21 protein-coding genes and 1 pseudogene are annotated in these 23,293 nt (G+C 74.1%); 6 read left to right on the top strand and 16 right to left on the bottom strand.

Features of this window, described 5'->3' with window-relative positions:
* Window positions 1–116: 116 nt before the first annotated feature.
* Window positions 117–953 carry an alpha/beta fold hydrolase gene (locus tag ACZ4W9_RS13585; RefSeq protein ID WP_467935356.1) on the bottom strand — a complete coding sequence of 279 codons (837 nt, stop codon included), beginning with the start codon at window positions 951–953 and terminating at the stop codon, window positions 117–119.
* 240 nt (window positions 954–1,193) lie between these two features.
* On the opposite strand from ACZ4W9_RS13585, the gene ACZ4W9_RS13580 reads away from it, so the two are divergent.
* Window positions 1,194–1,619, top strand: a complete 426-nt coding sequence (locus ACZ4W9_RS13580; RefSeq protein WP_467935354.1) for an SsgA family sporulation/cell division regulator — start codon at window positions 1,194–1,196, stop codon at window positions 1,617–1,619.
* An 8-nt stretch (window positions 1,620–1,627) separates the two neighbouring features.
* Here ACZ4W9_RS13580 and ACZ4W9_RS13575 read toward each other — a convergent pair whose 3' ends face one another.
* A complete protein-coding gene (locus ACZ4W9_RS13575; protein WP_467935353.1) occupies window positions 1,628–2,806 on the bottom strand; it encodes a low temperature requirement protein A in 1,179 nt (392 codons plus the stop codon).
* Window positions 2,807–3,230: 424 nt separating this feature from the next.
* Here ACZ4W9_RS13575 and ACZ4W9_RS13570 point away from each other — a divergent pair, with 424 nt between their 5' ends.
* Entirely contained in the window at window positions 3,231–4,205 is a 975-nt protein-coding gene (locus tag ACZ4W9_RS13570) for a COX15/CtaA family protein (RefSeq protein WP_467935352.1), read from the top strand.
* Between the two features lie 111 nt (window positions 4,206–4,316).
* The gene (locus ACZ4W9_RS13565; RefSeq protein ID WP_467935350.1) at window positions 4,317–5,654 is read left to right on the top strand and encodes an APC family permease; all 1,338 of its coding nucleotides are present in this window, start codon (window positions 4,317–4,319) and stop codon (window positions 5,652–5,654) included.
* 34 nt (window positions 5,655–5,688) lie between these two features.
* On the opposite strand, the gene ACZ4W9_RS13560 is transcribed toward ACZ4W9_RS13565, so the two are convergent.
* From ACZ4W9_RS13560 to ACZ4W9_RS13510, 11 genes are all read right to left on the bottom strand, one after another.
* Window positions 5,689–6,957, bottom strand: coding sequence for an ABC transporter substrate-binding protein (locus tag ACZ4W9_RS13560; RefSeq protein WP_467935349.1), 1,269 nt, complete (start codon window positions 6,955–6,957; stop codon window positions 5,689–5,691).
* Window positions 6,954–8,075 (bottom strand): branched-chain amino acid ABC transporter permease, encoded by a 1,122-nt coding sequence (locus tag ACZ4W9_RS13555; RefSeq protein WP_467935348.1) that lies wholly within the window; start codon window positions 8,073–8,075, stop codon window positions 6,954–6,956. The genes ACZ4W9_RS13560 and ACZ4W9_RS13555 overlap by 4 nt, the downstream gene beginning before the upstream one ends.
* The gene (locus ACZ4W9_RS13550; RefSeq protein ID WP_467935346.1) at window positions 8,068–8,964 is read right to left on the bottom strand and encodes a branched-chain amino acid ABC transporter permease; all 897 of its coding nucleotides are present in this window, start codon (window positions 8,962–8,964) and stop codon (window positions 8,068–8,070) included. Before ACZ4W9_RS13550 ends, ACZ4W9_RS13555 begins: the two co-directional genes overlap by 8 nt.
* Window positions 8,961–9,818 (bottom strand): ABC transporter ATP-binding protein, encoded by an 858-nt coding sequence (locus ACZ4W9_RS13545; protein ID WP_467935345.1) that lies wholly within the window; start codon window positions 9,816–9,818, stop codon window positions 8,961–8,963. Before ACZ4W9_RS13545 ends, ACZ4W9_RS13550 begins: the two co-directional genes overlap by 4 nt.
* Window positions 9,815–10,603: an ABC transporter ATP-binding protein gene (locus tag ACZ4W9_RS13540; protein ID WP_467935344.1), complete on the bottom strand. Its 789-nt coding sequence runs from the start codon at window positions 10,601–10,603 to the stop codon at window positions 9,815–9,817. The genes ACZ4W9_RS13545 and ACZ4W9_RS13540 overlap by 4 nt, the downstream gene beginning before the upstream one ends.
* A 449-nt stretch (window positions 10,604–11,052) precedes the next feature.
* Window positions 11,053–12,312 (bottom strand): PucR family transcriptional regulator, encoded by a 1,260-nt coding sequence (locus ACZ4W9_RS13535; protein ID WP_467935544.1) that lies wholly within the window; start codon window positions 12,310–12,312, stop codon window positions 11,053–11,055.
* Between the two features lie 219 nt (window positions 12,313–12,531).
* Window positions 12,532–14,838, bottom strand: coding sequence for a S9 family peptidase (locus ACZ4W9_RS13530; protein WP_467935343.1), 2,307 nt, complete (start codon window positions 14,836–14,838; stop codon window positions 12,532–12,534).
* Window positions 14,814–16,595: an N-acetylglutaminylglutamine amidotransferase gene (locus tag ACZ4W9_RS13525; RefSeq protein ID WP_467935342.1), complete on the bottom strand. Its 1,782-nt coding sequence runs from the start codon at window positions 16,593–16,595 to the stop codon at window positions 14,814–14,816. The genes ACZ4W9_RS13530 and ACZ4W9_RS13525 overlap by 25 nt, the downstream gene beginning before the upstream one ends.
* A gap of 151 nt (window positions 16,596–16,746) precedes the next feature.
* Complete coding sequence (locus ACZ4W9_RS13520) at window positions 16,747–17,919, bottom strand: carboxylate-amine ligase (RefSeq protein WP_467935340.1); 1,173 nt, start codon at window positions 17,917–17,919, stop codon at window positions 16,747–16,749.
* A 257-nt stretch (window positions 17,920–18,176) separates the two neighbouring features.
* On the bottom strand, window positions 18,177–18,734 hold the full coding sequence (locus tag ACZ4W9_RS13515; RefSeq protein ID WP_467935339.1) for a hypothetical protein: 558 nt from the start codon (window positions 18,732–18,734) through the stop codon (window positions 18,177–18,179).
* A 256-nt stretch (window positions 18,735–18,990) separates the two neighbouring features.
* Window positions 18,991–19,299 carry a hypothetical protein gene (locus ACZ4W9_RS13510; protein WP_467935338.1) on the bottom strand — a complete coding sequence of 103 codons (309 nt, stop codon included), beginning with the start codon at window positions 19,297–19,299 and terminating at the stop codon, window positions 18,991–18,993.
* Window positions 19,300–19,639: 340 nt separating this feature from the next.
* Between ACZ4W9_RS13510 and ACZ4W9_RS13505 the strand changes: the two genes are divergently transcribed.
* On the top strand, window positions 19,640–20,416 hold the full coding sequence (locus ACZ4W9_RS13505; RefSeq protein WP_467935336.1) for an NPP1 family protein: 777 nt from the start codon (window positions 19,640–19,642) through the stop codon (window positions 20,414–20,416).
* A 139-nt stretch (window positions 20,417–20,555) separates the two neighbouring features.
* Window positions 20,556–21,092 carry a hypothetical protein gene (locus tag ACZ4W9_RS13500; protein ID WP_467935335.1) on the top strand — a complete coding sequence of 179 codons (537 nt, stop codon included), beginning with the start codon at window positions 20,556–20,558 and terminating at the stop codon, window positions 21,090–21,092.
* Here ACZ4W9_RS13500 and ACZ4W9_RS13495 read toward each other — a convergent pair.
* The gene (locus ACZ4W9_RS13495) at window positions 21,049–21,804 is read right to left on the bottom strand and encodes an SDR family NAD(P)-dependent oxidoreductase (RefSeq protein WP_467935334.1); all 756 of its coding nucleotides are present in this window, start codon (window positions 21,802–21,804) and stop codon (window positions 21,049–21,051) included. The two genes, ACZ4W9_RS13500 and ACZ4W9_RS13495, sit on opposite strands and share 44 nt — an antisense overlap.
* A 127-nt stretch (window positions 21,805–21,931) precedes the next feature.
* On the opposite strand from ACZ4W9_RS13495, the pseudogene ACZ4W9_RS13490 reads away from it, so the two are divergent.
* Window positions 21,932–22,363, top strand: a pseudogene (locus tag ACZ4W9_RS13490) (Rrf2 family transcriptional regulator); the annotation flags it as partial.
* A gap of 77 nt (window positions 22,364–22,440) precedes the next feature.
* Here the strand turns inward: ACZ4W9_RS13490 and ACZ4W9_RS13485 are convergent.
* Window positions 22,441–22,947: a DinB family protein gene (locus ACZ4W9_RS13485; RefSeq protein WP_467935332.1), complete on the bottom strand. Its 507-nt coding sequence runs from the start codon at window positions 22,945–22,947 to the stop codon at window positions 22,441–22,443.
* A gap of 61 nt (window positions 22,948–23,008) precedes the next feature.
* On the bottom strand, window positions 23,009–23,293 hold a 285-nt coding region (locus ACZ4W9_RS13480), incomplete at its 5' end, for a glutamine amidotransferase-related protein (RefSeq protein ID WP_467935331.1).

Below are 23,293 nucleotides of genomic sequence, written 5' to 3'. Positions count from 1 at the left end.
CTCCCCCCCTTTTTTTCTGCTTTCCTCCTCGCCCCCCCCCCCCCCCCCCCCCCCCCCCCCCCCCCCCCCCCCCCCCCCCCCCCCCCCCCCCCCCCCCCCCCCCCCCCGGTGCCGGATCACTTGCGCAGGAAGGCGAGGAGAGCCGCGTTGACCTCCTCGGCGTGGGTCCACAGCAGGCCGTGCGGGGCGCCCTCGATCTCCACGTAGTCGGCGGTGGGAAGCGCCTTGTGGAAGGGGCGCGCGGTCCCCTCGGCGGGGAGGATCCGGTCACGCGTTCCGTGCAGGATCAGCGCCGGCACGTCGATGGCGGGGATGTCGGCCCGGAAGTCGGTGTACCAGGTGGCGGGCGCGGCCGCCGCCGCGAAGAAGCCGCCGCCCGCGGCGACGTTCCAGCTGTTGCGCACGGCCTCCTCGCTGATCCTCGTGCCGAGGTTCTCGTCGAGGTTGTAGAAGTCCTGGAAGAAGCCGGTGTAGTACGCGTAGCGGTCCGCCCGGACGGCCGCGACGACACCGTCGAAGAACTCCTTCGGCGCCACCCCGTCGGGGTTGTCGTCGCTCTTGAGCAGGCAGGGCTCCAGCGAGGCCAGGAAGGCGACCTTGGCGACCCGGGCGGAGCCGTAGGCGGCCACGTACCGGGCGACCTCGCCCGTGCCCATCGAGAACCCGACGAGTACGGCGTCCCGCAGGTCGAGGGTCTCCATCACGATGTTCAGATCGGCCGCGAACGTGTCGTAGTCGTACCCGGTCGTCGTCTGGCCGGACTGCCCGAACCCGCGACGGTCGTACGTGATCACCCGGTAGCCGGCCTCCAGCAGCACGGCGGTCTGCCGCTCCCAGGAGTGGCCGTCGAGCGGGAAACCGTGGATGAGGACGACCGGCTGACCGGTCCCGTGGTCCTCGTAGTAGAGGTCGATGGCGGTGGAATTCTCGTGGCCCACGGTGATGAACGGCATGCGTCGGTCTCTCGTTTCCGGAGGAGTGTCAGGGAATCCGGTCACGCTAGGCCGGGCGCCGCCGCTCGGGTTGCCGCGCAGTGCACCACTCCTTGCCCGCGGGCGCAGCGGTCACCCGCGCAGCCGGACGGCAGTGCTTTCCCCGGCAAATCCCCGTGCGTTCTCCGGCAAGGTCCTCCGGCCGCCGGATCCTAGGGTCGTGGGAGGACATTCCACTTCTGCGCTCGTTCGGGGGCCACCATGCATCAGCGGGTCAGCACGGTCACGTGCGACGTGACGGCACACGTCAGCGTCGTGAAGGGGCCGCCGGTGCCGTTGCCGGCCCGGTTGCATTACGGGATCACCGACCCCTATGCCGTCCGGCTTTCCCTCGGCTCGTCGACCAGCCGCCCCGTGACCTGGTTCTTCGCCCGTGAACTTCTCTCCGAGGGGCTGAGACGCCCGACCGGTCCGGGCGATGTGCTGGTGATTCCCGGAGGCGCCCGCCAACCGGGCTCCCTTTGCATCGTCCTGAGCAATTCCGCCGGCATGGCGCTGGTCGAGCTGGCCGTCCGGGAAGTGGCCGCGTTTCTCCGGCGGACCTTCACCCTGGTGCCCGCCGGGGCCGAAGGCGTCCATCTGGACATCGACGGCGCCATCACCGGACTCATCGACAGCGGTCGCTGACCCGCCCCTCACCGTCGTGCGGTGGCCACCGCGACGAGGCATGCCAGGACGGCACCGGCGGCGAGGGCGGGCGCCGGGGACCAGGCGGCCAGCGAAACGCCGCTCGCGGCAGCGACGAACGGGACGGATTCCACGGCCCGTCGCTGGTGGGGTCGCAGGTGCACGGCCCATACGGCGGTCAGGAAGACGGCCGCCGGGACGGTGACCACGAGGGCCACTCCCGCCGGCGGTGTGCCGTCGCCCCGGGTGAGGTGATCGGCGTAGGCGGCCAGCCCCGCCCCCTCCGCGGTGGCCGAAGCGAAGATCAGGTAGTGCCCGTAGGCCCAGACGAAGCGCTTGCGGTGCACCTGGTGCGTGGTGGCCAGCAGGGCGTGCGCGGGCCGGGTGAAGTACAGCCACCACAGGGCGAAGGCCATCAGCAGGCCGCCCGCCGCCAACGCGTACAGCGCACCCGTGGCGTGGTGCCGGTCGAAGCCCCCTCGCACGGCGACGGTGGCGGACGCTACGGACTCGCCGAGCACGATGAGGGTGAACAGTTCGTAGCGCTCGGCTATGTGCCGCGGATGCCACGGGGTCATGCCCGCGGACTGCGCCCACACGGGCACCAGGACCTCCGCCAGGATCAGCGCGATGATTCCCGGCAGCCGGGCCTGTGCCGGGAGGAAGAGCAGGGCGACCCAGCCGACCTGGCACACCGTCACCCCGGCGGCGAAGCGGAACGCCGTCCGCCGGCGGGCGGGGGCGGCCAGCCCGGCGCGCAGCCACAGCGTGGCCAGCGCGGTGCGCAGCACCACGTACCCGAGCGTGACGACCAGCAGATCACCCTTCTCGAAGGCGGGGCCGACACCGGCGGCGAGGATGAGGGAGCCCGCGATCTGCACCAGCACCGTCAGCCGGTAGGGGGTGTCGTCGGGGTCGTACGCGGAGGCGAACCAGGTGAAGTTCATCCAGGCCCACCAGAGGGTGAAGAAGACCAGCAGGAAACGCAGGGTGCCGGAGGCGTAGTCGCCGTGGGCCAGCGCCGCGTGCAGGCTGTGTGACGCCTGTGCCACGGCGACGACGAAGCACAGGTCGAAGAAGAGCTCCAGCGGGGTGGCGGACCGGTGGGGCTCCGCGGGGTCACGGCCCGTCATGGTGCGCCGGCGCCGGGCGGCCGGGGCCGTGCCGGGGGTCGCGGTCCGGCTCAACGGAGGGCTCCCGGGGCCGTGCCGGCCGTCGGGTGGAGGGCGGGGCCGGTGCGGATCATGTGCCGGAGCCGTCCGCCCGCGGCCGTCGGCGTCCCACCGCCCCCGCCCGCCCGGCACGGACGCCCCGCCTCGGCCCCGGCCACGTCCGGCCCGGCCCCGGCCGGCGCGCCCGCGACGTACCCGCCGCCGGCCCCCGGCCCGACGACCGCCACGTCCGCCTGATCGTTCAACCTCATCGCCGTCTCCCGCCCACCGTCTCCACGGATGTCACCGCCCCGACGCTAGGCCCGCCGGAACACGCCGCGAGTCCCTCCACGCACGGATGGTTGTACGAGAGTGCCCGGCCGGACGGAGGGGCGGGCGCCGAGGGCGCCGGAGCCCCGGCTAGGGTGGCCGAAGGGGAGCACTTCGTCAGCGAGGAGTCATGGTGGGGACACCGCTGTCCTGGTTAGCCGGCCGCTGCACCTGGGGGCCGCGCAGTCTGCGCGCGGCCGCGGTGGCGTCGGTGGCGGCAGCCGTCGTGATCATCGTCACCGGTGGGGTCGTGCGGGTCACGGGGTCGGGGCTCGGCTGCCCCGAGTGGCCCTCCTGCACCGGCCGGAGCCTGGCGCCCACGGCCGAGATGGGCGTGCACGGTGCGATCGAGTTCGGCAACAGGCTGCTGACCGGTGCCCTGTGCGCGGTGGTCGGCTGGCTCATCCTCGCCGCGCGGCTGCAGCGTGAACCCTCGCGCCCGGTACTGCGCTGGGCATGGGCCCAGTTCTGGGTCGTCGTCCTCAACGCCGTCGTCGGCGGCGTCACGGTGTGGCTGCGGCTCAGCCCGTACGTCGTCGCCGCCCACTTCCTCGCCGCCGCGCTGTTGCTGGCCACGGCGACGGTCACCTGGGTACGCGTGCGGCGGCTGGAGCACGAGGTCTCCGCGCCGGCGGCCGCGCCGCGGCGTGCCGTCACCCTGAGCCGGCTGCTGCTGGCCGGGACGGCCGTCCTGCTCGTCGCGGGCACCGCGGTCACCGGTTCCGGGCCCCATGCGGGCGACTCCTCCGACGTGCGCCGGATGCCGTTCGACTGGGCGGGCGTCACCGTCGTGCACGGTGTGATCGCCGCCGGGTGCCTCGTCGTGGGCGGCCTGCTGTTCGCCGCTCTGCCCGCCGGCTCCCCGGCCCGCGGGCGCACCGGCGTGTTCCTGGCCGTCTTCGCGGCGCAGGGGGCTGTCGGCGTGTTCCAGTCGCTGACCTCCCTGCCCTCGGTGGCAGTCGTCCTGCACCTGTGCGGTTCCGCCCTGGTCTGGGCCGGAGCGGTCCATGTCGCCCTCGCGGTCGGCCGGCACGCCCCAGCCGTGCCGGCCGGTGAGCGGTCCTCCTCGCGGCTCGCCCGGGCCACGGCGGCCGCCGACTCGTAACGGGTGAGCGGGACGGTCCGGCGCCGTCGCAGGTGGCGGCGCCGATCGGCCGTTCAGCGCACGTCACATCGGTTCCGTCTGCGGCCCCGCCACAGGGGGTAGGCGGCAGGGGTGCGAACTCCCTCCCCTTCGACAACAGACGACTCGCCGCAGGACGAGACCTCCGCGCTCAAGAAGGCGCTGACGACCCCCCTGCTCTACTTCTTCATCCTCGGCGACGTGCTGGGCGCCGGTGTCTACGTCCTCGTCGGCCAGATCGCCGCGGAGTCCGGCGGCGCCGTGTGGGTGCCCCTGCTCCTCGCCCTGCTGCTGTCGCTCCTGACGGCCGCCTCGTACGCGGAACTCGCCACGAAGTACCCGAGGGCGGGCGGCGCCTCCCACTACACGACCCTCGCCTACGGGCCGTTCACCGGCTTCCTCGCCGGGTTCTGCATGCTCGCCGCGGGCATCGTGTCCGTCGCCGCGCTGGCGCGGGGTTTCGCCGGCGACTACCTGACCGCCTTCGTCAGCCTGCCCGTCGTACTGGTGGCTGCCGTCTTCCTGTGCGCCCTGGCCCTCCTGAACGCCCGGGGCATCAGCGAATCCACCCGCGCCAACGTCGCGGCGACGATCGTCGAGGTGGGCGGTCTGCTCCTCGTCGTCGGCCTCGGCGCCTGGCTGTTCCTGCGGGGCGACGGCGACCCCGGCAGGCTCGTGCGTCTCGGCACCGCCGACAAGGGGGCCGCCGCCGGCGTCCTGGGCGGGACGGTCCTCGCGTACTACTCCTTCGTCGGCTTCGAGACCTCCGTCAACGTCGCCGAGGAGACCCGCGACCCGCGCCGCTCGTATCCCCGCGCCCTCTTCGGCGCCCTGGTGACGGCGGGTGCCGTCTACGTCCTCGTCGGAATCGTCGCCTCGGCCGCCGTCCCCACGGCCACCCTGGCCCGCTCCAGCGGCCCGCTGCTGGAGGTGGTGAAGGAGGCGGGCGGAGTGCCGCCGAAGCTGTTCAGCGCCGTCGCCCTCGTCGCCGTCGCCAACGGCGCGCTGCTCACCGGCATCATGAGTTCCCGTCTGGCCTACGGCATGGCACGGGACGGCCTCCTCCCCCGCTTCCTGACCCGGGTGCTTCCCGGGCGCCGCACACCGTGGGCCTCGATCGCGGTCACGACCGCCCTGTCCTTCCTGCTGGCGCTCACCGGGGACGTGGCGAGCCTCGCCTCCACCCTCGTGCTGCTGCTCCTCGTGGTGTTCTTCCTCGTCAACACCGCCGTCCTGGTCCTGCGGCGCGACCGCTCCGCGCATCCCCACTTCCGGGCGTACACCGCCGTCCCCGTGCTGGGAGCGATCTCCTGCGTGGCGCTCGCCACGCGCGTCGAGGCCGAGGTCTGGACGCGCGGGCTGATCGTCATCGCGGTCGGCGTGGCGTTGGGCGCCGTCACCGCCCTGAACCGCCGCCGGGCCTCCTCCTGAGCGGCGGCCGGCGGGCCGGCGGCGTCCGTGACGGTCAGGAACGCTGCTTCAGGTAGTCCTCGACGCCCGGGGTCCGGTGCGCGTCCTCGACTCCGACCGTTCCGCCGAGCGCCTTCGTGTCCGGCCTGAGGACGTAGGTCGACAGGCTGGCCGGGCGGGAGGGGTCGGAGAAGTTCTGCGGGGTGCCGAGACCGGTGTCCACGTCGGTCTGCGAACGGTGCGCCTTGATCACGTCGGCACGGGCCAGGCTGCCGGCCGCGCACGCCTTCTTCAGGTCCTCGCCCATGAGCTGGGCCGCGTTGTAGCCGGAGAGCACACCGGAGTCGACGGCGGAGTCCGGGTACTTCTTCTTGTAGGCGGCGACCATCTTCCTGACGCCGGGCAGCTCGGAGCCGACCGCCGGGGCGGCGCTGACGATGCTGAGCGTCGCGGCCAGGGCGGGCGCGGCCTGGGTCTTCAGCAGCTGCGGGGCGTAGCCCGGCGCGCTGGTGACCACCGGGACCTTGAGGCCGCTCGCGGCGGCGACGCCGGCCAGGGAGGCGGTCTGGGCGGGTCCGGCGCTGATCAGGACGGCCTTGACTCCGGCCTTGGCGAGGGCGGCGACCTGCGCGGACAGGTCGGTGTCGGTGGCCTGGATCTTCTGGCCGACGACCGTGATCCCGGCCTGCTCCGCCGCCCAGGTCGAACCTTCCAGCGCGTTGTCGCCGTAGTCCCCCTCGAAGTAGACGTGGCCGATCTTGTCGCCCTTCCCGATGTCCTTGGTGCGGGTGAGGTAGTCGACGGCGGCGAGCGTGTCGACGTCGTACGTGGTGCCGAGGACCTGCACGGCGTCCTTGCCGAGCAGGGAGGCGGACCAGGCCTGCGGGAAGGTGAGGATCCGGTCCCGTTCGATGTCGTCGAGGAGGGCGGCGACCACGGGGGAGCCGATGACCTGGGGCAGGGCGACGACGTCGGGGGAAAGGTCGGCGTAGGCGGTGACGGCCTTCTGGACGTCGTAGCCATGGTCCTTGACCACGATCTCGATCTTCCGGTGGCAGATCCCGCCCCGGGCGTTGACCTGGTCGGCCCACAGCTGCTGGGCCTGCACGATGCTCTTGCCGAGGGTGGCGTAGGGGCCCGTCAGGTCGGTGAGGGCGCCGAGTCTGATGGTGTCGGCGGTGACGCCGGGCCCGGTGCGCACACCGTCGCCGCTCGTGTCGCCACCGTCGCCGCTCTTCGCCTTGGAGCTGCAGCCGGTGGCCGCGACGAGCAGGGCCAGGGACACCGCGAGGGCGGCCCGGGTGATGCGGTTTCTGGAGTTCACGGGGTGTGCTCCTTGGTTCGTACGACGGTTGCGGTGGGCGTTCGGCCTTCGGCCGGGCGGCGGCCCCGGATCCGGGCGGTGAGCCGGCGCAGGAGTCCGCTCAGACCGTCCGGGGCGAAGAGCAGGACGAGGACGACGGCGGCGCCGTAGAGGTAGCGGGACGCCTCGGTGGGGCCGAGGGCATCACCGGCCGAGCCGGGCGCGGCGACGAGCGGGAGCCGGTCGGCGTACCGGGTCAGCAGCAGGGGCAGCGCGGTGACGAAGACCGCTCCGGCGGTGGCGCCGGCCACCGAGCCGAGGCCGCCGACCACGATCATCGCGAGGTAGTCGACGGACAGGGCGAGCCCGAAGTAGTCCGGGACGACCCGGCGGAAGGCGAGTGCCAGCAGGGCACCGGCCAGGCCCGCGTACAGGGAGGACGTGACGAACGCCCCGGCCCGGTAGCGGGCCACCGGTATGCCCATGACGGCGGCGGCGGTCTCGCTGTCGCGCAGCGCCTTCAGGGCGCGGCCGGCCCGGGAGCGCAGCAGACCGCGCGCGGTGAACCAGGTGAACGCGAACAGGGCCAGGCCCAGGTACCACAGGCGTTCCTCGGTGCCGAACGGTACGCCCAGCACGACGAGTCCGGACTCGCTCGCGGCGAAGGTGAAGGACCCGACCGAGAGCGGCGGCACGGAGAGGCCGTTGAAGCCTCCGGTGACCGGCTCGGCGCTGACCAGGATGTGGTGGCCGAGGAAGACCAGGGCGAGCGTGGCGACGCCCAGGTAGACGCCGCGCACCCGGCCGGCGACGGGGCTGAACAGTCCGCCGGCCACCCCGGCCAGCAGGACCGCCGCGACCAGGGCGAGCGCGGTGGGCAGTCCGGCGCCCGGCTCCTCGCCGGCCAGCCAGGTGTAGCCGTACGCGCCGATCGCGAGGAAGAAGGAGTGGCCGAGGGAGAGTTGGCCGGCGGTGCCGGCGAGCAGGCCCAGTCCGACGGCGCCGATCGCGGCCGCCATCGCGAACAGGCCGATGCGCAGCCAGAACACGTCGAGGTAGAACGGCGGCGCGCACAGCAGCAGGGCCGCCAGGAGGAGTGTGAGGGGCCGGCGGGCGCGGCGCGCGAGGAGATCAGACACGGGCGGCACCCTTCGCGCCGAACAGGCCCTGGGGCCGGACGATCAGGACGACGACCATCACGGCGTACGGCGCCACGTCGCCGAATCCGTCGCCGAGCACGTGCAGGTCGGACTGGTAGCCGGCGGCGAACGCCTCGGTGAGCCCGATCAGGAGGCTGCCGGCGAGGGCGCCGACGGGTGAGGCGAGACCGCCGAGGATCGCGGCGGGGAACGCGGCCAGCGCGATCTGGCCGGTGGTGCGCTCCAGGCCGGGGGCGGGGAACGCGGCGAGGAACACGGCGGCCAGTGCGGCCAGGGCGCCCGCGAGGCACCAGGCGCCGGTGCGCACCCGGGAGAGCCGGATGCCCATGAGGGCGGCCGCCTCGGCGTCCTCGGCGGCGGCGCGCAGGGACAGCCCCCAGGCGCTGTACCGGAAGGCGGCGAACACCGCGCCGATGACCAGGCAGGAGACCACGATCGCGGCGATCCGGCTGTCGGCGACGGTGACCGGGCCGATTTGGGTGACCGAGTCCGCCCAGGGGTCGCCGAGCGGCAGCAGGTCGCCGCCGATCCGGCGGGACAGGTCGGTGAGCAGCAGCACGTCCACGCCGATGGTCACGATGGTCCGCACGTGGGCGGCGTGCGGGTCGGCGCCGCCGCGTTGCAGCAGGAGCCGGTCGACGGCTCCCGCGACCGACGCGGTGACCAGCACCGCCGCGGCGAGGGCGCCGGCGAAGCCGAGGTGGGGGTGCCAGACGGCGGTGAGGTAGCCGCCGAGCAGCAGCAGGGAGCCGTGGGAGAAGTTGAGCACGCCGGAGGCCTTGAAGATGACCACGAAGCCGAGGGCGACCAGGGCGTGCACGGCGCCCAGGGACAGGCCGTTGAGGAGGCTGGTGAGGAAGGCGTTCACGCGGCGTCCTCCCGTTCGCCCGCGGTACCGAGGTAGGCGCGCAGCACCTCCGGGTGGGCGCGGACCTCGTCGGGGGTGCCCTGGGCGATGAGGCGGCCGAAGTCGAGCACGGTGACCTCGTCGGCGAGGCGCATCACCAGGCCCATGTCGTGTTCGACCAGCAGCACGGACAGGCCGAGCCGGACGCGGACCCCGGTGACGACCTCGGCGGTCCGGGCCCGCTCCTCCGCGTTCATGCCGGCCACCGGTTCGTCCAGGAGCAGCACCCGGGGCTCCAGGCAGAGCGCGCGGGCGAGTTCGACGCGCTTGCGGTCGCCGTACGGCAGCAACGCCACCGGCCGGTCGAAGTGGGGACCGAGACCGGTGAGTTCGGCGATCTCCCGGACCTTCTCCAGGTGCTCGCGCTGCTCGCGCACGGCGTGCGGCAGGCGCAGCGCCCCGGCGGCGAACCCGGCGCGGGTCAGCGCGTGGCGGCCGACCATCAGGTTGTCGGCGACGGTGCCCTCGGTGGTCACGATGTTCTGGAAGGTGCGGGCCATCCCGAGGGCGGCGATGCGGTGCGGGGCGAGCCGGGTGAGGTCGGTGCCGCCGAGGTGGACGGTGCCGGAGGAGGGCCGGCAGAGCCCGGACAGGACGTTGAAGAAGGTCGACTTCCCGGCGCCGTTGGGCCCGATGAGGGCGTGCACGGTACCGGGGGCCACGGTCAGGGAGACGCCGTCCAGGGCGGTGAGGCCGGCGAAGCGGACGGTGACGTCTCGGACGTGGAGGGGCGGGACGGCGTGACCGGCCGGCGGGGTGCCGTGGGTTGCCGGCGGGGTGCCTTCGGGGCCGGGCGGGAGCCGGGGGGTGTTCACGCGGCCCCCCGTCCGGGGGTGCCGGCTTCCTCGCCCAGGTAGAGGCGGCGGACCGCGTCGGTGCGGGCGAGTTCGGCGGCGGGGCCGGACAGGCGTACCTCGCCGACGTCGAGGACGTGGGCGTGATCGGCCAGCGACAGGGCCATCCCGGCGTTCTGCTCGACCAGCAGCACGCCGGTGCCCTGGGTGTTGATCTCCCGGATCACCTCGGTGATCCGCTCGGCCATCAACGGGGCGAGTCCCAGCGAGGGTTCGTCGAGCAGGAGCAGGCGCGGGGCGGCCATCAGGGCACGGCCCATGGCGAGCATCTGCTGCTCGCCGCCGGAGAGCAGCCCGGCCGCCTGCCGACGGCGTTCGGCCAGCCGGGGGAAGAGCGCGAACACCCTGTCCCTCGCCTGCCGTTGCCGGTCCGGGGTCCGCCGGCCGAGGCCGAGGCCGCCGCTGCGCAGGTTCTCGTCCACCGTGAGGTTCGCGAACACCCGCCTGCCCTCGGGGACTTGCACGACACCGGCGCGGACCGCCGCGACGGGGTCGCGTCCGTCCAGCACGGTGTCCCCGTAGGCGATGCGGCCCGCCGTGACGGCGCCCCGGTGCAGCCGCAGGGTGCCGGACACCGCGCGCAGCAGGGTGGACTTGCCGGCTCCGTTGGCGCCGAGCAGGGCCACCACCTCGCCGGGCGGCACGGTCAGGGACACGGCGCGCAGGGCCGACACGGCACGTCCGTAGGTCACGTCGAGGTGCTCCACGGTCAGGGCCGGCCGGTCGTCCAAGGGTGTTGCGGGCATCGCGGCTCCTCGGGTCCGTGCGGGTGGGGCACGGGGGCTGCGGGATACGGGGGCACTCACGACAGCACATGCCGCGATCAGCGGTACAGGCGTCCCGGTCCGCTCGGTGCGCCGGCCCAGTACGGGCGGCACGGACCTGTGCGCGGGCCCAGCGGGGGGGTTTCCCGGGGAGGGCGCGGGCCCGGCGGAAGGGGCGGCGCGTGGGCAGGGCGGGAACGGGGCGCGCGGACGCGGACCGGCACAGCCGTCGGGCCGGTCCGCGGTGGAGACGGGTCCGGCCCCGCGGCGGAGGGGGGTGCCGGCGCGGTCCGGCTGCGGAGAGCGCACGCCCCGCCCCCGGGAACCGGTCGCGGAACGGCCTGCGGTGGACGCCGGGCGTCCTCGCCACGACCCTTCGGCCATGGCTACGGGCTACGGGCTACGGCATCACGGCCGCCCCGTTCACCGGGTCAGCGCGGCGGGAGCCGGCGGGCGGTGAGGGCGAGGCTGATCTCCACCACGTCGGACGGCCGGGACAGCGAGCGCCCGGTGAGCTGTTCGTAGCGGCGCAGCCGGTTGAGGACGGTGTTGCGGTGGCAGTAGAGGCGCTGCCCGGCCCGCTGGGCCGAGCCGTCGCAGGCCAGCCAGGTGGCCAGGGTCTCCACCAGCACGTCCGCGTCGGCCGGTTCGAGACGGGCCAGCGGTCCGAGGACCCGCTCGGTGAGCGACGCGGCGAGTTCCGGGGCGGCCACCACCATCGCGGCGGGCAGTTGCTCCGCCAGCCGGACGGTGCCGCCCTCGGCGGGACACAGGCTCAGCGCCAGGTCGGCCTGGGCCCGGGCGTCACCGACGGCCGCGAGACCGTCGACCACGTTGCCCATCCCGACCCGGGCGCCCGGCCGGGGCGGCGCCACCGGGCCGGGGAGTTCGCCGTCCTCGGTGAGCAGGATGCCGTAGTCCACGTCGGCGCCGGTGTGCCAGTGGGCGCGCGGTGGCTCCGGCAGCGCGGCGCGCGGGCCGGCCGGTCCGGGGGGCCGCCCGCCGGCGACCGCGACCACCACGTACCGCCCGTGCTCGGGCAGGCGGAGCGCCTCGGCCGCCTCGGGCAGGTCGGCGATGCGGCTGGTGCCGTCCAGCAGCGCGGCGGCCAGCAGCCGGACCCGGTTCTCGCGCTGCCACGTCATCTGTCTCTCCACCTGCCGGTAGGCGTCGGCCACGAGGGTGCAGTGTTCGTCGACGAAGTTCCACACATCGGCCGCGACGTGCACGAGCAGCCGGACGTCCTCGGGTGCCGTCCGGGCGGTCTCCTCCACCAGGCCCTGCCACACCAACGACCCGCCGATCCGGAACGCGTGCAGCAACGCGTCCAGGGGCAGGCCCTGTTCGGCGCGGGCGGCACCGATCTTCCAGGAGCACCGACGGGCCGCCTCCTGGGTGCCACGCGGGTCGATCAGCGAGGTCACGCTGTGCCGCAGCGAGCGGTGCGCCTCCTGCCGGGTGCTGTGCGGGTCGGTCCTGAGCGCCGTCCGGTAGGCCGGCTCCTGCTCCCGGAGCACCGTGAGCAGGCGATCGGTGAGACCCGCCAGATCGTCCAGGAGCGCCCGGGCGGCGCGGTGCAGCACACCGGCCGCGTCGGCGTCGATCAGTGAGCGCGTCCGTGGCGGCCCCGGCCGGGGCACGACCGCCGGGCCGGGGCGGAGCGCCGTCGCTGTCCTCAAGGCCTGGTGCATCGCGGTCATCCCCCGGAGTCGGCTCGGCGGCGGCGCGCCCGCGGCTCCCCGACGGCTCACGGCGGGCCGCCGGGTCCGTGCGGTGGCTGCCGCCCGTCTGGTCCTGCCCCGAAGAATGGCATACCGTCCGGTCGGTCAATAGGGTCGTGCACCGCCTTTTCACCGTCCCGCGGGATGCGGCGCGTCCGCCCGTGGGCCAGGGCCCGCGTCCCCCGGTGATCAGGTGCTCAGGTGCCGCTCCAGCCAGTCGGCGGCGGCGCGGCGGAAGAGCCGGCGGTTGTCGGCGCGGAGGAACTCGTGTCCTTCGTCGAGCAGGGTGAGCAGTTCGGCGGGGACACCGCGTTCGCGCGCCGCCCGTACGAACTGCTCCGACTCCCCCGGCGGCACGTTCGTGTCGTACTCCCCGTGCACGGCGAGCACCGGTGCCCGCAGTGCGTCGATGCGCCTCATCGGCGACAGCGCCCGCAGCAGTTCGCGGTCGCGCTCGGGGTGGCCGTACTTGTGGGCCGCCGACTGCGCGATCCAGGGCTCGGTGCCCTCGAAGAACGTCGCGAGGTCCGACATGCCGCACACCGCGACCCCGGTGCGGAAGAGCTCCGGGTGCCAGACCAGGGAGGCGAAGGTGAGGTAGCCGCCGTACGAGCGCCCCATCACCGCCAGCCGGGCGGGATCCGCCGGGCCCGCCAGCACGGCGTGGGCGGCGCAGTCCGCCACGTCGTCGATCGCGGCGAACCGCCCCCTTCCCAGGTCCGCGTCGACGAACGACCTGCCGTGTCCGGAGGATCCGCGGACGTCGGGTGCGAACACGTCGATTCCTCGCCCGAGGATCTCGTGGTACAGCGGGTCGAGGACCGGGCGCTCCTGGTCCTCGGGACCGCCGTGCAGGTGGATGACGCAGGGCGCCGGTTCGCCGGGGGCGCGGCCCGGCGCGCGGTAGTACCAGCCGTTCAGCGCCAGCCCGTCCCGGGCCGTGGGGCGCAGGGGGACCGGCCGCACGGGCGGACGGCCCGGGGGGACGGCGTCCTCGTCGCGGGACGACCACGGGGTGCGCACCGGGGTCGCGCCGTCGGGCAGCCACCAGATGCCGGGGCGGCGGCGGGAACCGGACAGCGCCAGCAGCAGCCGGGGGCCGGCGCCGGTGATGCGGGTGACCACCTCGTGCGGCAGGGACACGGGCCGGGACGGGCCCGTGCCCGCCCCGGGCCGGGCGCTCGCGTCCCGGTCCCGCCCGGGCGGGCCGGGCGGGCCGGTGTCCGCCCCCGGCCGGCCGGCCGGGCCCGTCTCCAGGACCTCCACCTCGCTCATGCCCCGGACGTTCCAGGCGAGCACGGCGGACCTGCCGTCGCGGGCGCACCGCAGCAGTTCCAGGTCGCTGTTCTCCCGCGAGGCGGCGACCGACCAGCCGCGCGGGCGTCCTTCCGGGTCGAGCCCGGCGGCGAGCAGGACCGCGAACTCCCGGTGGGCGTTGCTGCGCAGCCAGAGGGTGTCCGCGCGGGGCGAGAAGCCGCCGATCCACGGATCCCCGTCGGCCACCGGCATCACACACGTCGTCGCCAGGTCGGCGGTGCGCAGGACGACGGCCTCGCGCCGGCCGCGGGGTCCCCGGCGCAGCAGCGCGAGCGCGCCGTCCCGGCTGAGATCGCACACGCGGAGCGTCGCCGCGTCCTTCTCGACGGCGAGCAGCACGGGGGCCGCGACACCGTCGGGGTCGACGAGGTACGCCGACAGTCCGTCGCCGAACCCGGCTGCCGGGGCGGTCCCGCCGCCCGGGGCGCCGATCGCCGTCGTGCCCAGCGTGAGCACCGGTGACGGCAGTCCGGGGCCGGGGGCCGTGTGGGGTGCCGGGCCGAGGAGCCTGGTGTCGCCCGTCCGGCCCCGCCAGGGGGGCGGCAGGTGGCCGTCGGCCGGTCCGGGACCGGGCGCACCGGCCTCCGCCGTGGCGTCCGGGGCGGGTACGGCGGTGGGGACGGCGACGGTGACCGCGATCGCCGACCCGTCGTACGCCCAGCAGCCCAGGTGGGCGGAGCTGCCCGGCTCGGCTCCGGCGAGGATGTGCCGGTCGCCGCCGTCGGGGCGGACGCACAGCACCCGTGTGTGCTCACCGCCGCCGGGGGCCACGGTGTAGGCGATCCAGCGGCCGTCGGGCGACCAGGACACCTCCGTCACGGGGTCCGGTCCGTCGTCGAGCAGGTGCGCGGCCTCGCCGTCGGCGGGGCCCGTCCAGAGCTGTGGCACACCGCCCCGGTCGCAGATGAAGGCGACGCGGGTGCCGGACGGGTCGGCCGAGGGGTACCAGCAGCCGTGCGCGATGAGCCGCGTCGTCGCCTCGCGCGGCCCGGAGGCGTTCGGCAGCGGGACGCGGGCGGGTGCGGCGAAGGCGTCGGTACGGCCGCCCGTGGCCGACGGGGGCGGGGGGACGGTCCGCTGCGGGTGGGCGGCGGAGGGCCGCCCGGCTCCGGCCGGGCCGGCGCCGGGCGGCCGTACCACGAGCGGCTCCCCGGTCAGATTCCGTGCGTCTGCAGCCATATCTCCAGCAAAGCCACTTGCCACAGTGCGTTCGCTCCGCGCTTGGTGCGGTGTCGGTCGGGGGCCGCGAGGAGTTCGGCGACGTAGGACTCCCGGAAGAGGCCGCGCCGCTTCGCCTCGGGGGCGCCCAGCGCCTCGCGGACCCGGTCCAGGACGGGTCCGGCCATGTGGGTGATCGCCGGGACCGGGAAGTAGCCCTTGGGCCGGTCGACCACCTCGCGGGGCAGCAGCTTGCGGCCGGCCTCCTTGAGGACGCCCTTGCCGCCGTCGGCCAGCTTCAGCTCCGGCGGGCACGCGGCCGCCAGCTCGACCAGTTCGTGGTCCAGGAACGGCACACGGGCCTCCAGGCCCCAGTCCATCGTCATGTTGTCGACCCGCTTGACCGGGTCGTCCACCAGCATGACGTGGGTGTCGAGGCGCAGGGCGGCGTCGAGAGCCGTCTGTGCCCCCGGCGCGGCCATGTGCTCCCGGACGAACCGGCCGGAGACGTCGTCCGGCGGCAGCATGTCCGGTTGCAGCATCGTGGCGAGGTCGGCGTGCGGCCGGTCGAAGTACGTCTCGGCATACCGCCGCGGCTCCTCTTCGCGGGCCGCGGACGCCAGTTGCGGGTACCAGTGGTAGCCGGCGAAGACCTCGTCGGCGCCCTGCCCGCTCTGGACGACCTTGACGTTCTTGGACACCTCCTCGGACAGCAGGTGGAAGGCGACCACGTCGTGGCTCATCATGGGCTCGCTCATCGCCGCGACCGCCGCGTCCAGGGCGGAGGACACACGCTGCGAGGGAACCACCAACTGCTGGTGGTCGGTGGCGAACTCCCGGGCCACCAGGTCGGAGTAGCGGAACTCGTCCCCTTCGTCGCCGCCCTCCGCCTCGAAGCCCACGCTGAACGTCGCCAGGTCCCGCTGCCCCTCGTCGGCCAGCAGGGCCACGATCAGGCTGGAGTCCAGTCCTCCGGAGAGCAGGACACCGACCGGGACGTCGGCGACCATCCGGCGCCGTACGGCGGTGCGCAGCGCCTCCAGCACCGCGTCCCGCCACTCGGCGGCGCCCATGCCGGCGTGCTCGGGGCGGCGCGTGTACGACGGCTGCCAGTAGCGGTGCTCCTGGTAGGTGCCGTCCGGCTCGACGACCCGCACGGTGGCCGGGGGGAGCTTGCGCACCCCCGCGAGCACGGTCCGCGGGGCGGCCACGGTCGCGTGCCAGCTGAGGTACTGGTGCACGGCTGCCGGGTCGAGCGAGGTGTCCACCCCGCCGGCCGCGAGCAGGGCGGGCAGCGAGGAGGCGAAGCGCAGCCGCCCCGGGGTCTGCGCCAGGTACAGGGGCTTGATGCCGAGCCGGTCGCGGCCGAGGACCAGACGGCCGGTCCGGTGCTCGACGAGGGCGAAGGCGAACATGCCGTGGAAGCGGTCGACGCAGGCGGTGCCCCACTGCCGGTAGGCCGCGAGGACGACCTCGGTGTCCGAGGTGGACCGGAACCGGTGGCCGAGGGCCGTCAGCTCCGCGCGCAGCTCCTGGTAGTTGTAGACGCACCCGTTGAAGACGCCGGTGATCTCCTGCTCGGTGTCGGTCAGGGGCTGCGCCCCGCGCTCCGAGAGGTCGATGATCTTCAGCCGGCGGTGTCCCAGCGCGATGGCGTCCCGAGCCCACACCCCCTCCCCGTCGGGCCCGCGCGCGGCGAGCCGGTCGTTCATCCGCTCGACGGCCGCCAGGTCGGGACGCGTGCCGTCGAAGCGCATCTCTCCGCTCAGGCCGCACATCGGGAACGACCTCCCTGCCGCGGGTACGGGGCGCACAGGGTGCACGGCGACGAGGTGCGCGGCGGGCTGCCCGCCGGTATGTGGCCGGGACTGGTCGACACGGTGGTGCTTCTCCTTCGCTCTGTGGGTGGGTACGGGATGGGGCGCGTGCTCAGCGGCCGGCCCCGGACGGGTGGGCGACGGGCCGCCCCGGGGAGCCGAGGTGCCGGGCGGGAGCGGCGGGCCGCCGGCGCGGGCGGTCGTCGCCCCGGGTCTCCGCGATCGCCAGATCGGTGCAGGCGAGCAGGTCGTCCTCTTCGGCGGTGCGGCGCATGCGGTGGGCGGCGCTGCCGGCCGCGAGGGCCCGCTCCGCGAGGTCCCGGACCGTCGGCCAGTCCCCGGCCGCCTCCAGCGCCGGGCGCACCCGTTGCAGCAGGCGCCGTACGACCTGGGCCGCGGGTGCCTCGTGCCGGGTCTCGGGATCGATCAGGACGCCTTCCAGACCCGACCGCGCGGCCCGCCAGGAAGCGGCGCGCAGCCACTCGTGCCGCCCGTCGCAGGCGGGCGCGTCCGATGCCTCCAGCCGCTCGCGGGCCTCGGTCACCAGGGCGCGGTAGAGCCCGGCGACCAGCACGACCGTCTCCGGCCGGGGGCAGGCGTCGCAGATGCGCAGTTCGAGGGTCCGCTGGTGGGCGGACGGCCGGATGTCGTGGTAGATCATCCCCGCGTCGCTGATGACGCCCGAGTCGATCAGGCACCGCACGGCCGCGTCGTACTCGGCGGCGTCGGCGAAGCATCCCGGCGGGCCCGCGGTGGGCCAGCGCTGCCACACCATGGTCCGCCAGCTGGCGTAGCCGGTGTCGGCGCCCAGCCAGAAGGGGGAGCTGGCGGACAGGGCCAGCAGGATGTGCAGCCACGGGGACACCTCGCACATGAGGCGCACGGCCAGGTCGCGGTCGGGCACGTCGACGTGGACGTGGGTTCCGCAGATCAGCTGCTCGTCGGCGATCATGCGGTACTCGTCGACCATGTGGCGATAGCGGGGCCCGGCGGTCGGACGGGTGTCCTGCGTGCGGGCCAGCGGCACGGTGCCGGCGGCCACCACGGCCAGCCCGTGTGCGCTCGCCGCGGCATCGAGCCTGCGTCTGGCACTGATCACATCGTCGTAGAGGCCGGCGAGAGACTCGTGCACACCGCTGTTCGTCTCGACGGTCGCCTGCTGCAGTTCGTTCGTGAAGGTGTCTGCGGGGAGCTTTTCCAGCATCACGTCGGCTCGCGGCGCGAGCAGGCCCGTCTCCACCTCGACGATGTGGAATTCCTCTTCCACTCCGATGCGAACGGTCACGGCACTCCTAAGGTGACGGGCGGACGCTGACTGCCTCACCCGGGGACGACCCACCCCTCCGGACCGCCGGTGGGGGGCTGTGCACCTCCGACTTCCCACCAGGCTCATTACTAAGCAGGGCTGCTCCTCGGAGGGCTCGACGTCACAGACGAGCACGCCCGGTGCGCCCCCGGCGCGTCAGGCGGGCGAGGCGGTGCCCAGGGGGCCGCGGCGCCGACCGTGCTGCCGGGCGCCCCGCACGGCCGGGCCCCGCTCGATCACCGCGCCGAGGGGGAATCCGTCCACCGCAGTGCTTCCCCGGCCCGGCGGACGCGCCACTCCTCGATCGTGTCCCGCTGCTCCCGGGCTCGTTCGAGCAGGGTGGAGAGGCGGGCGGGGTCCAGGCGCTCGTCGGCCGCGCCGAGCCGACGCAGGGTCTGCCAGCAGGCCGTCTTCCCCTCCACCCCCAGCCGCAGGGCTTCCAGGTCCAGTACGGTGCCGAGCGGCGAGGGGCGCACCAGGTGGCCGTTGGGCTTCAGCCGTCCCAGCCACTCGGCCGCCCGGCCCGCGCACACCTTGTACCGGCGCACGGGAACGCCGAGGTCCCGCATGATGTCCAGCAGCGCCGTCCGGTCCTCGGCGATCCCGGCCGCCACGGGCTCGATCGCACGGCCGAGCGCGGAACCGCGGGCGGTACGCGCCAGGCGGGCGGCCCGTTCGGTGCCGGCGGTGGCGCCGGCGAGATGGTCGTTCAGATAGATACCGAGCAGCCTCGTGCCGACACCTCGTCCGGTGGGGCGGCGCCGGGCGGCGCCGGAGTACGCGAGGGCGTTCATGCGGCCTCCTTCGGTTGCCGGGGACCGCCCGCGGCTGAGCCGCCCCGGGCCGGTCTCCGCCGTCCCGGGTACCGCGGTGGCTCCGCGCGATGTCCGACGCCGCCGAGCCCGTACGGCGTCGTCCGGCGTCGCGACGGGCCGCGTCCGGGTATCCGGGGTGGCCGAGGAAGGTGATCCCCGGCCTGGCGACCTGGCGACGGCCTGGCGTCTTCGCGGCGGCCCGACTCCTCGCGGCGGCGGAGCCGTCGGCGCGGTGTCACGGTCGCGGGCGGACGCGGTGCCAGCGTGGTCGCGCGTCACTGCCCCGGCGTCCGGCCACGGAGGCGCAGCGGGGGCACACCCGCCGCACCCGGTCGGCCGCGCCGCCGGATTCGGGGAAGGTGTCGGCCCAGCCGACGTGCGGGAAGCGCGCGAGCCGCGAGCGGCTGAGAGACAGCCCGCACACGGTCTCGTTCCGGCCCGGCTCCCAGGCGTGGACCTCGCCGGCGGACAGCCTGCGGCGGCCGTCCTCCTCGTCGGTCCACTGTCCAGAGGCGGCGACGGCGTACCGCTTGCCGCGTTTCACGTGCCGCACCCCGCTGTCGTAGCGCTGCTCCCGGTCACTTCGGCACCGTCCTCCCTCAGGGTGGTACGCCACGGTCCGGCCGGGACGTACGGCGGGTCGCACCGCCCGCACCCGGCGAGTCCCACGGAAGACGCCGCCTCACACACGCGTGCGCCGCAGGGCCCGCTCCTCGCCGCCGAACGGCCCTTGCCCCGCCGGGCACCCCTGGTGGCCCAGAGCCGCTGTTGGGCCACCCTTAACCCACGCGTCTCCTGTGCCTCTTGGCACGGCAGGGGAACGACGGCATCCTGAACTCCCCTGCCCCCCACAGCCGTTGGGCTGCGCCCATGAGGAGGACGCAGTGTCGTCGAACAAGTCCGCGCCGCGCCGCAGGAGATGGCTCGCCACGGTCACCGGGGCCATCGCCCTGGTCGTCGCCTTCCCCGCCACCGCCTTCGCCGCCCCGCCCCCGGCCCTGGCGGGCAACGCCGACGCGGCCGAATCCGCCTACCAGCCCGCCTTCGACTACGACACCGACGGCTGCTACCCCACGCCGGCCATCAGTGCCGACGGAACGGTCAACAGCGGCCTCAACCCGACCGGCGCCGTCAACGGAAACTGCCGGGACGCCTCCGACCTGGACAACACCAACGGCTACGCGCGGGCCAAGTGCAACGGCGGCTGGTGCGCGTACATGTACGGGCTGTACTTCGAGAAGGACCAGGCGCTGGCCGGCACCAGCATCGGCGGGCACCGGCACGACTGGGAGCACGTCGTGGTGTGGGTCCAGAACGGCACGGTGCAGTACGTGTCGACCTCCAACCACGGCTCGTTCACCGTGCATCCGCGCTCCGAGGTCCGCTTCGAGGGCACCCACGCCAAGGTCGTCTACCACAAGGACGGCATCGGCACCCACTGCTTCCGGCTGGGCACCGCGAACGACGAACCGCCGGAGAACCACAAGGGGACCTGGCAGTACCCGACGCTGGTCGGCTGGAACGGCTACCCGGCGGGCGTCCGCGACAAGCTCAGCGCGTACGACTTCGGCAGCGCCAACTTCGGCCTGAAGGACGCGAGTTTCGCCTCCCACCTGTCCTCGGCGAAGCCGTCCGGCATCCCCTTCGATCCGTACGCCTGAGCCGCGCGCGGCGGCCGAGCACCGGGTGTACGGCGGGCCCCCGGGCGGCCGGCGTCAACCGCCCGCCGGGCCGAACTCATTGGAGGGGTTGCGGGCCGTCGGCCCATATCCCGTGTGCGCCGTGGCAAGCCAGGACGGCATGAGGACTTCTTGGGTACGAGGCCGGCGGCGCCTCGTGGTCGCGACCACCGCCGTGGCCGCCCTGTGCGGTGCCGGCCTCACGCAGGCCGGCACCGTGCACGCGCGGAGCAAGGCCGCCGAGGCGCCGTGGGTGGTGTCTCTGGGCGACAGCTTCATCTCCGGCGAGGCGGGCCGCTGGTCGGGCAACAGCAACGACGGCGACGGCGACGGCTACTCCGGCACCGACCGGGCCTTCGACCCGGCCACCGGCGCGACGGACGAGCACCGGGTGTACGGCGCGTCCTACGACAACGGCTGCAACCGCTCCGACAGCGCCGAGGTCAATTCCGCGCCCTCCCCGGCCGGGGCCCGTCGCCTCAACCTCGCCTGCTCGGGGGCCACCTCGACCGCGATCCTGCTGCCCGAACACGGCGGGAGCCCCTTCAAGTCCGAGCCGTCCCAGGCCCGGCAGCTCCAGGAAGCCGTCACCGGCCACCCGGTACGGTTCCGGTTCAGGCGGTGTAGCCACCGTGGGCGGCCAGCACCGCGCCCGTGACGTACGACGCGGCGGGGCTCGCCAGAAAGGCGATCGCCGCGGCGATCTCCTCGGGGCGGCCCATGCGCTGCAGGGACAGCGAGCCGAGCAGGGCCTTGAGGGTCTCGGGGCCCGGCCCGTCCATGCCGCCCTCCATCAGTCCGGCCTCCACGACGTTGGCCGTGATGTCCCGGGGGCCGAGGTCCCGTGCGACCCCCATGGTGTACCTCTCGATCCCCGACTTGGTCGCCGCGTAGTCGGCCAGGCCCGGGGCACCGACCCGGGACCCCAGTCCGGAACTCACCGTGACGATGCGGCCGCCCGCGCGCAGCACCCGGGACGCGGCCCGGATGACGGCGATCACGCCGAGGTAGTTGGTGGCGTGCATCCGGTCCAGTGCGGCGGTGTCGGCGTCCGGGTCGTCCACCGTACGGCCCTGCTCCACCGAGATCGCCGCGTTGTTGACGAGGATGTCCAGGCCGCCGAAGTGCGCGACCACGTCGTCGATCAGCACCGACGCCCGGCTCGTGTCCGCCTGGTCGGACCGGAAGGCGACGGCCTTCACTCCCTTGGCGCGCACCTCGTCGACGACGGCCTGTGCCTGCTTCTCGGAGCTGACATAGGTGAAGGCGACGTCGGCGCCCTGCTCGGCCAGCAGTCGCACGGTCGCGGCTCCCAGCCCCCGCGACCCCCCGGTGACCAGGGCGACCTTGCCCGTGAGTGGCTTGCTCATTCTTCCCACCTCGTTGATCGGCCTTTCCGACAGTCGCAACACTAATTGTTACGACAGGCGGTTGCAACCATCATAGTTACGACTGGTCCGTCGTAACATGAGGTGTTGCGGCCGACAGGGGGCGTTCATGAGTGCCAACAGCAGGTTGACTATTGCCACCCACGCCCTGGCGTGGATCGGTCTCTACCAGCGCCAGGGCCACGAGGTCGCCACCTCCGAGCAGATCGCGACCAGCGCGAACACCAACCCCGTGGTGATCAGACGGCTGCTCGGCGAGTTGCGCAGGGCCGGGCTCGTGGAGTCCCGGCGGGGCGTGGGCGCGGGCTGGTCGCTGGCGCGCGAGCTGGGGTCGATGACCCTGCTCGACGTGTACGAGGCGGTGGAGCCCGGCCCGCTGTTCGCGATGCACCGCGCCGCCCCTGACCAGGGGTGCGTGGTGGGTCACGGCATCCAGCCGGCGATGCGGGGCATCTACGAGGGCATCGAGGCGACCCTGCGGCACGAGCTGGCCCGCGTCACGCTCGAGGACGTGCTCCGGGACGTCCTCGCGGCGCCCCGCCGGCCTCCCCGCTCGCCCCGCCCTGCCCCGCAGGATCCGATGTCCGACTCCGGCTCCGCCCGCGATCCCCGCCGGATCTAGTCGCCCGTCGTGCCGTCGAGCATCTCGCGCAGGATGTCCAGGTGGCCGTTGTGGCGGGCCGTCTCCTCCACGAGGTGGAGGAGGATCCAGCGCAGGTCGACGTGGAGGCCGTCGCGGACGGATCGCGCGGCCCGCTCGTCCAGGGCGTGCCCGGCGACCAGCTCGCGGTAGCGGGCGCACTGCCCGTCGTATTCGTCGAGCAACCGCGTGAGCGGGAAGTCCACGGCGATGCGCATCTCGCGGTCGGGGTCCTCCTCGGTCCAGGGGCCCCGGTCCTCCTCGCCGAGGAAGACCACTTGGAACCAGTAGTACTCGACCCAGCGGAGGTGGTTGATCAATCCGCTCACGGTCATCAGCGGCGAGCCCGGCAGAAGCGCCTTGCGCGCGTTCTCCTCGGAGATGCCCGCGCACTTGGCGCGGGCGGTGTCACGTGCGTAGTCGAGGAACGTGGTGAGCTGGGTGCGCTCGTCCCATGCGGACGGCATGTCATCGGTTCTGGTCATCGCGCGAAGCGTCCCCGATCACCGCTACCGGTGTCGAGCCATTTGTCGCCTCACGTGGCCCTCACCGGACGACTCCCGCCCCGTACGGACTGCCCTGGCGTCGGCCGCGGCCGGTGTGGTGTTCGACCGCGGCCTTGACCAGGCCGGCGAAGAGCGGGTGCGGGCGGGTCGGCCGGGACCGCAGTTCGGGGTGGGCCTGGGTGGCGACCAGATACGGATGGACGTCACGCGGATACTCCACGTACTCCACGAGCTTGCCGTCCGGAGAGGTACCGGAGAAGACGATGCCCGCCTTCTTCTCCAGCTCCGCACGGTAGGCGTTGTTGACCTCGTAACGATGGCGGTG

The organism is Streptomyces sp. NPDC029296, assembly GCF_055569255.1.
This window is presented reverse-complemented; position numbering and strand designations above follow the sequence as displayed.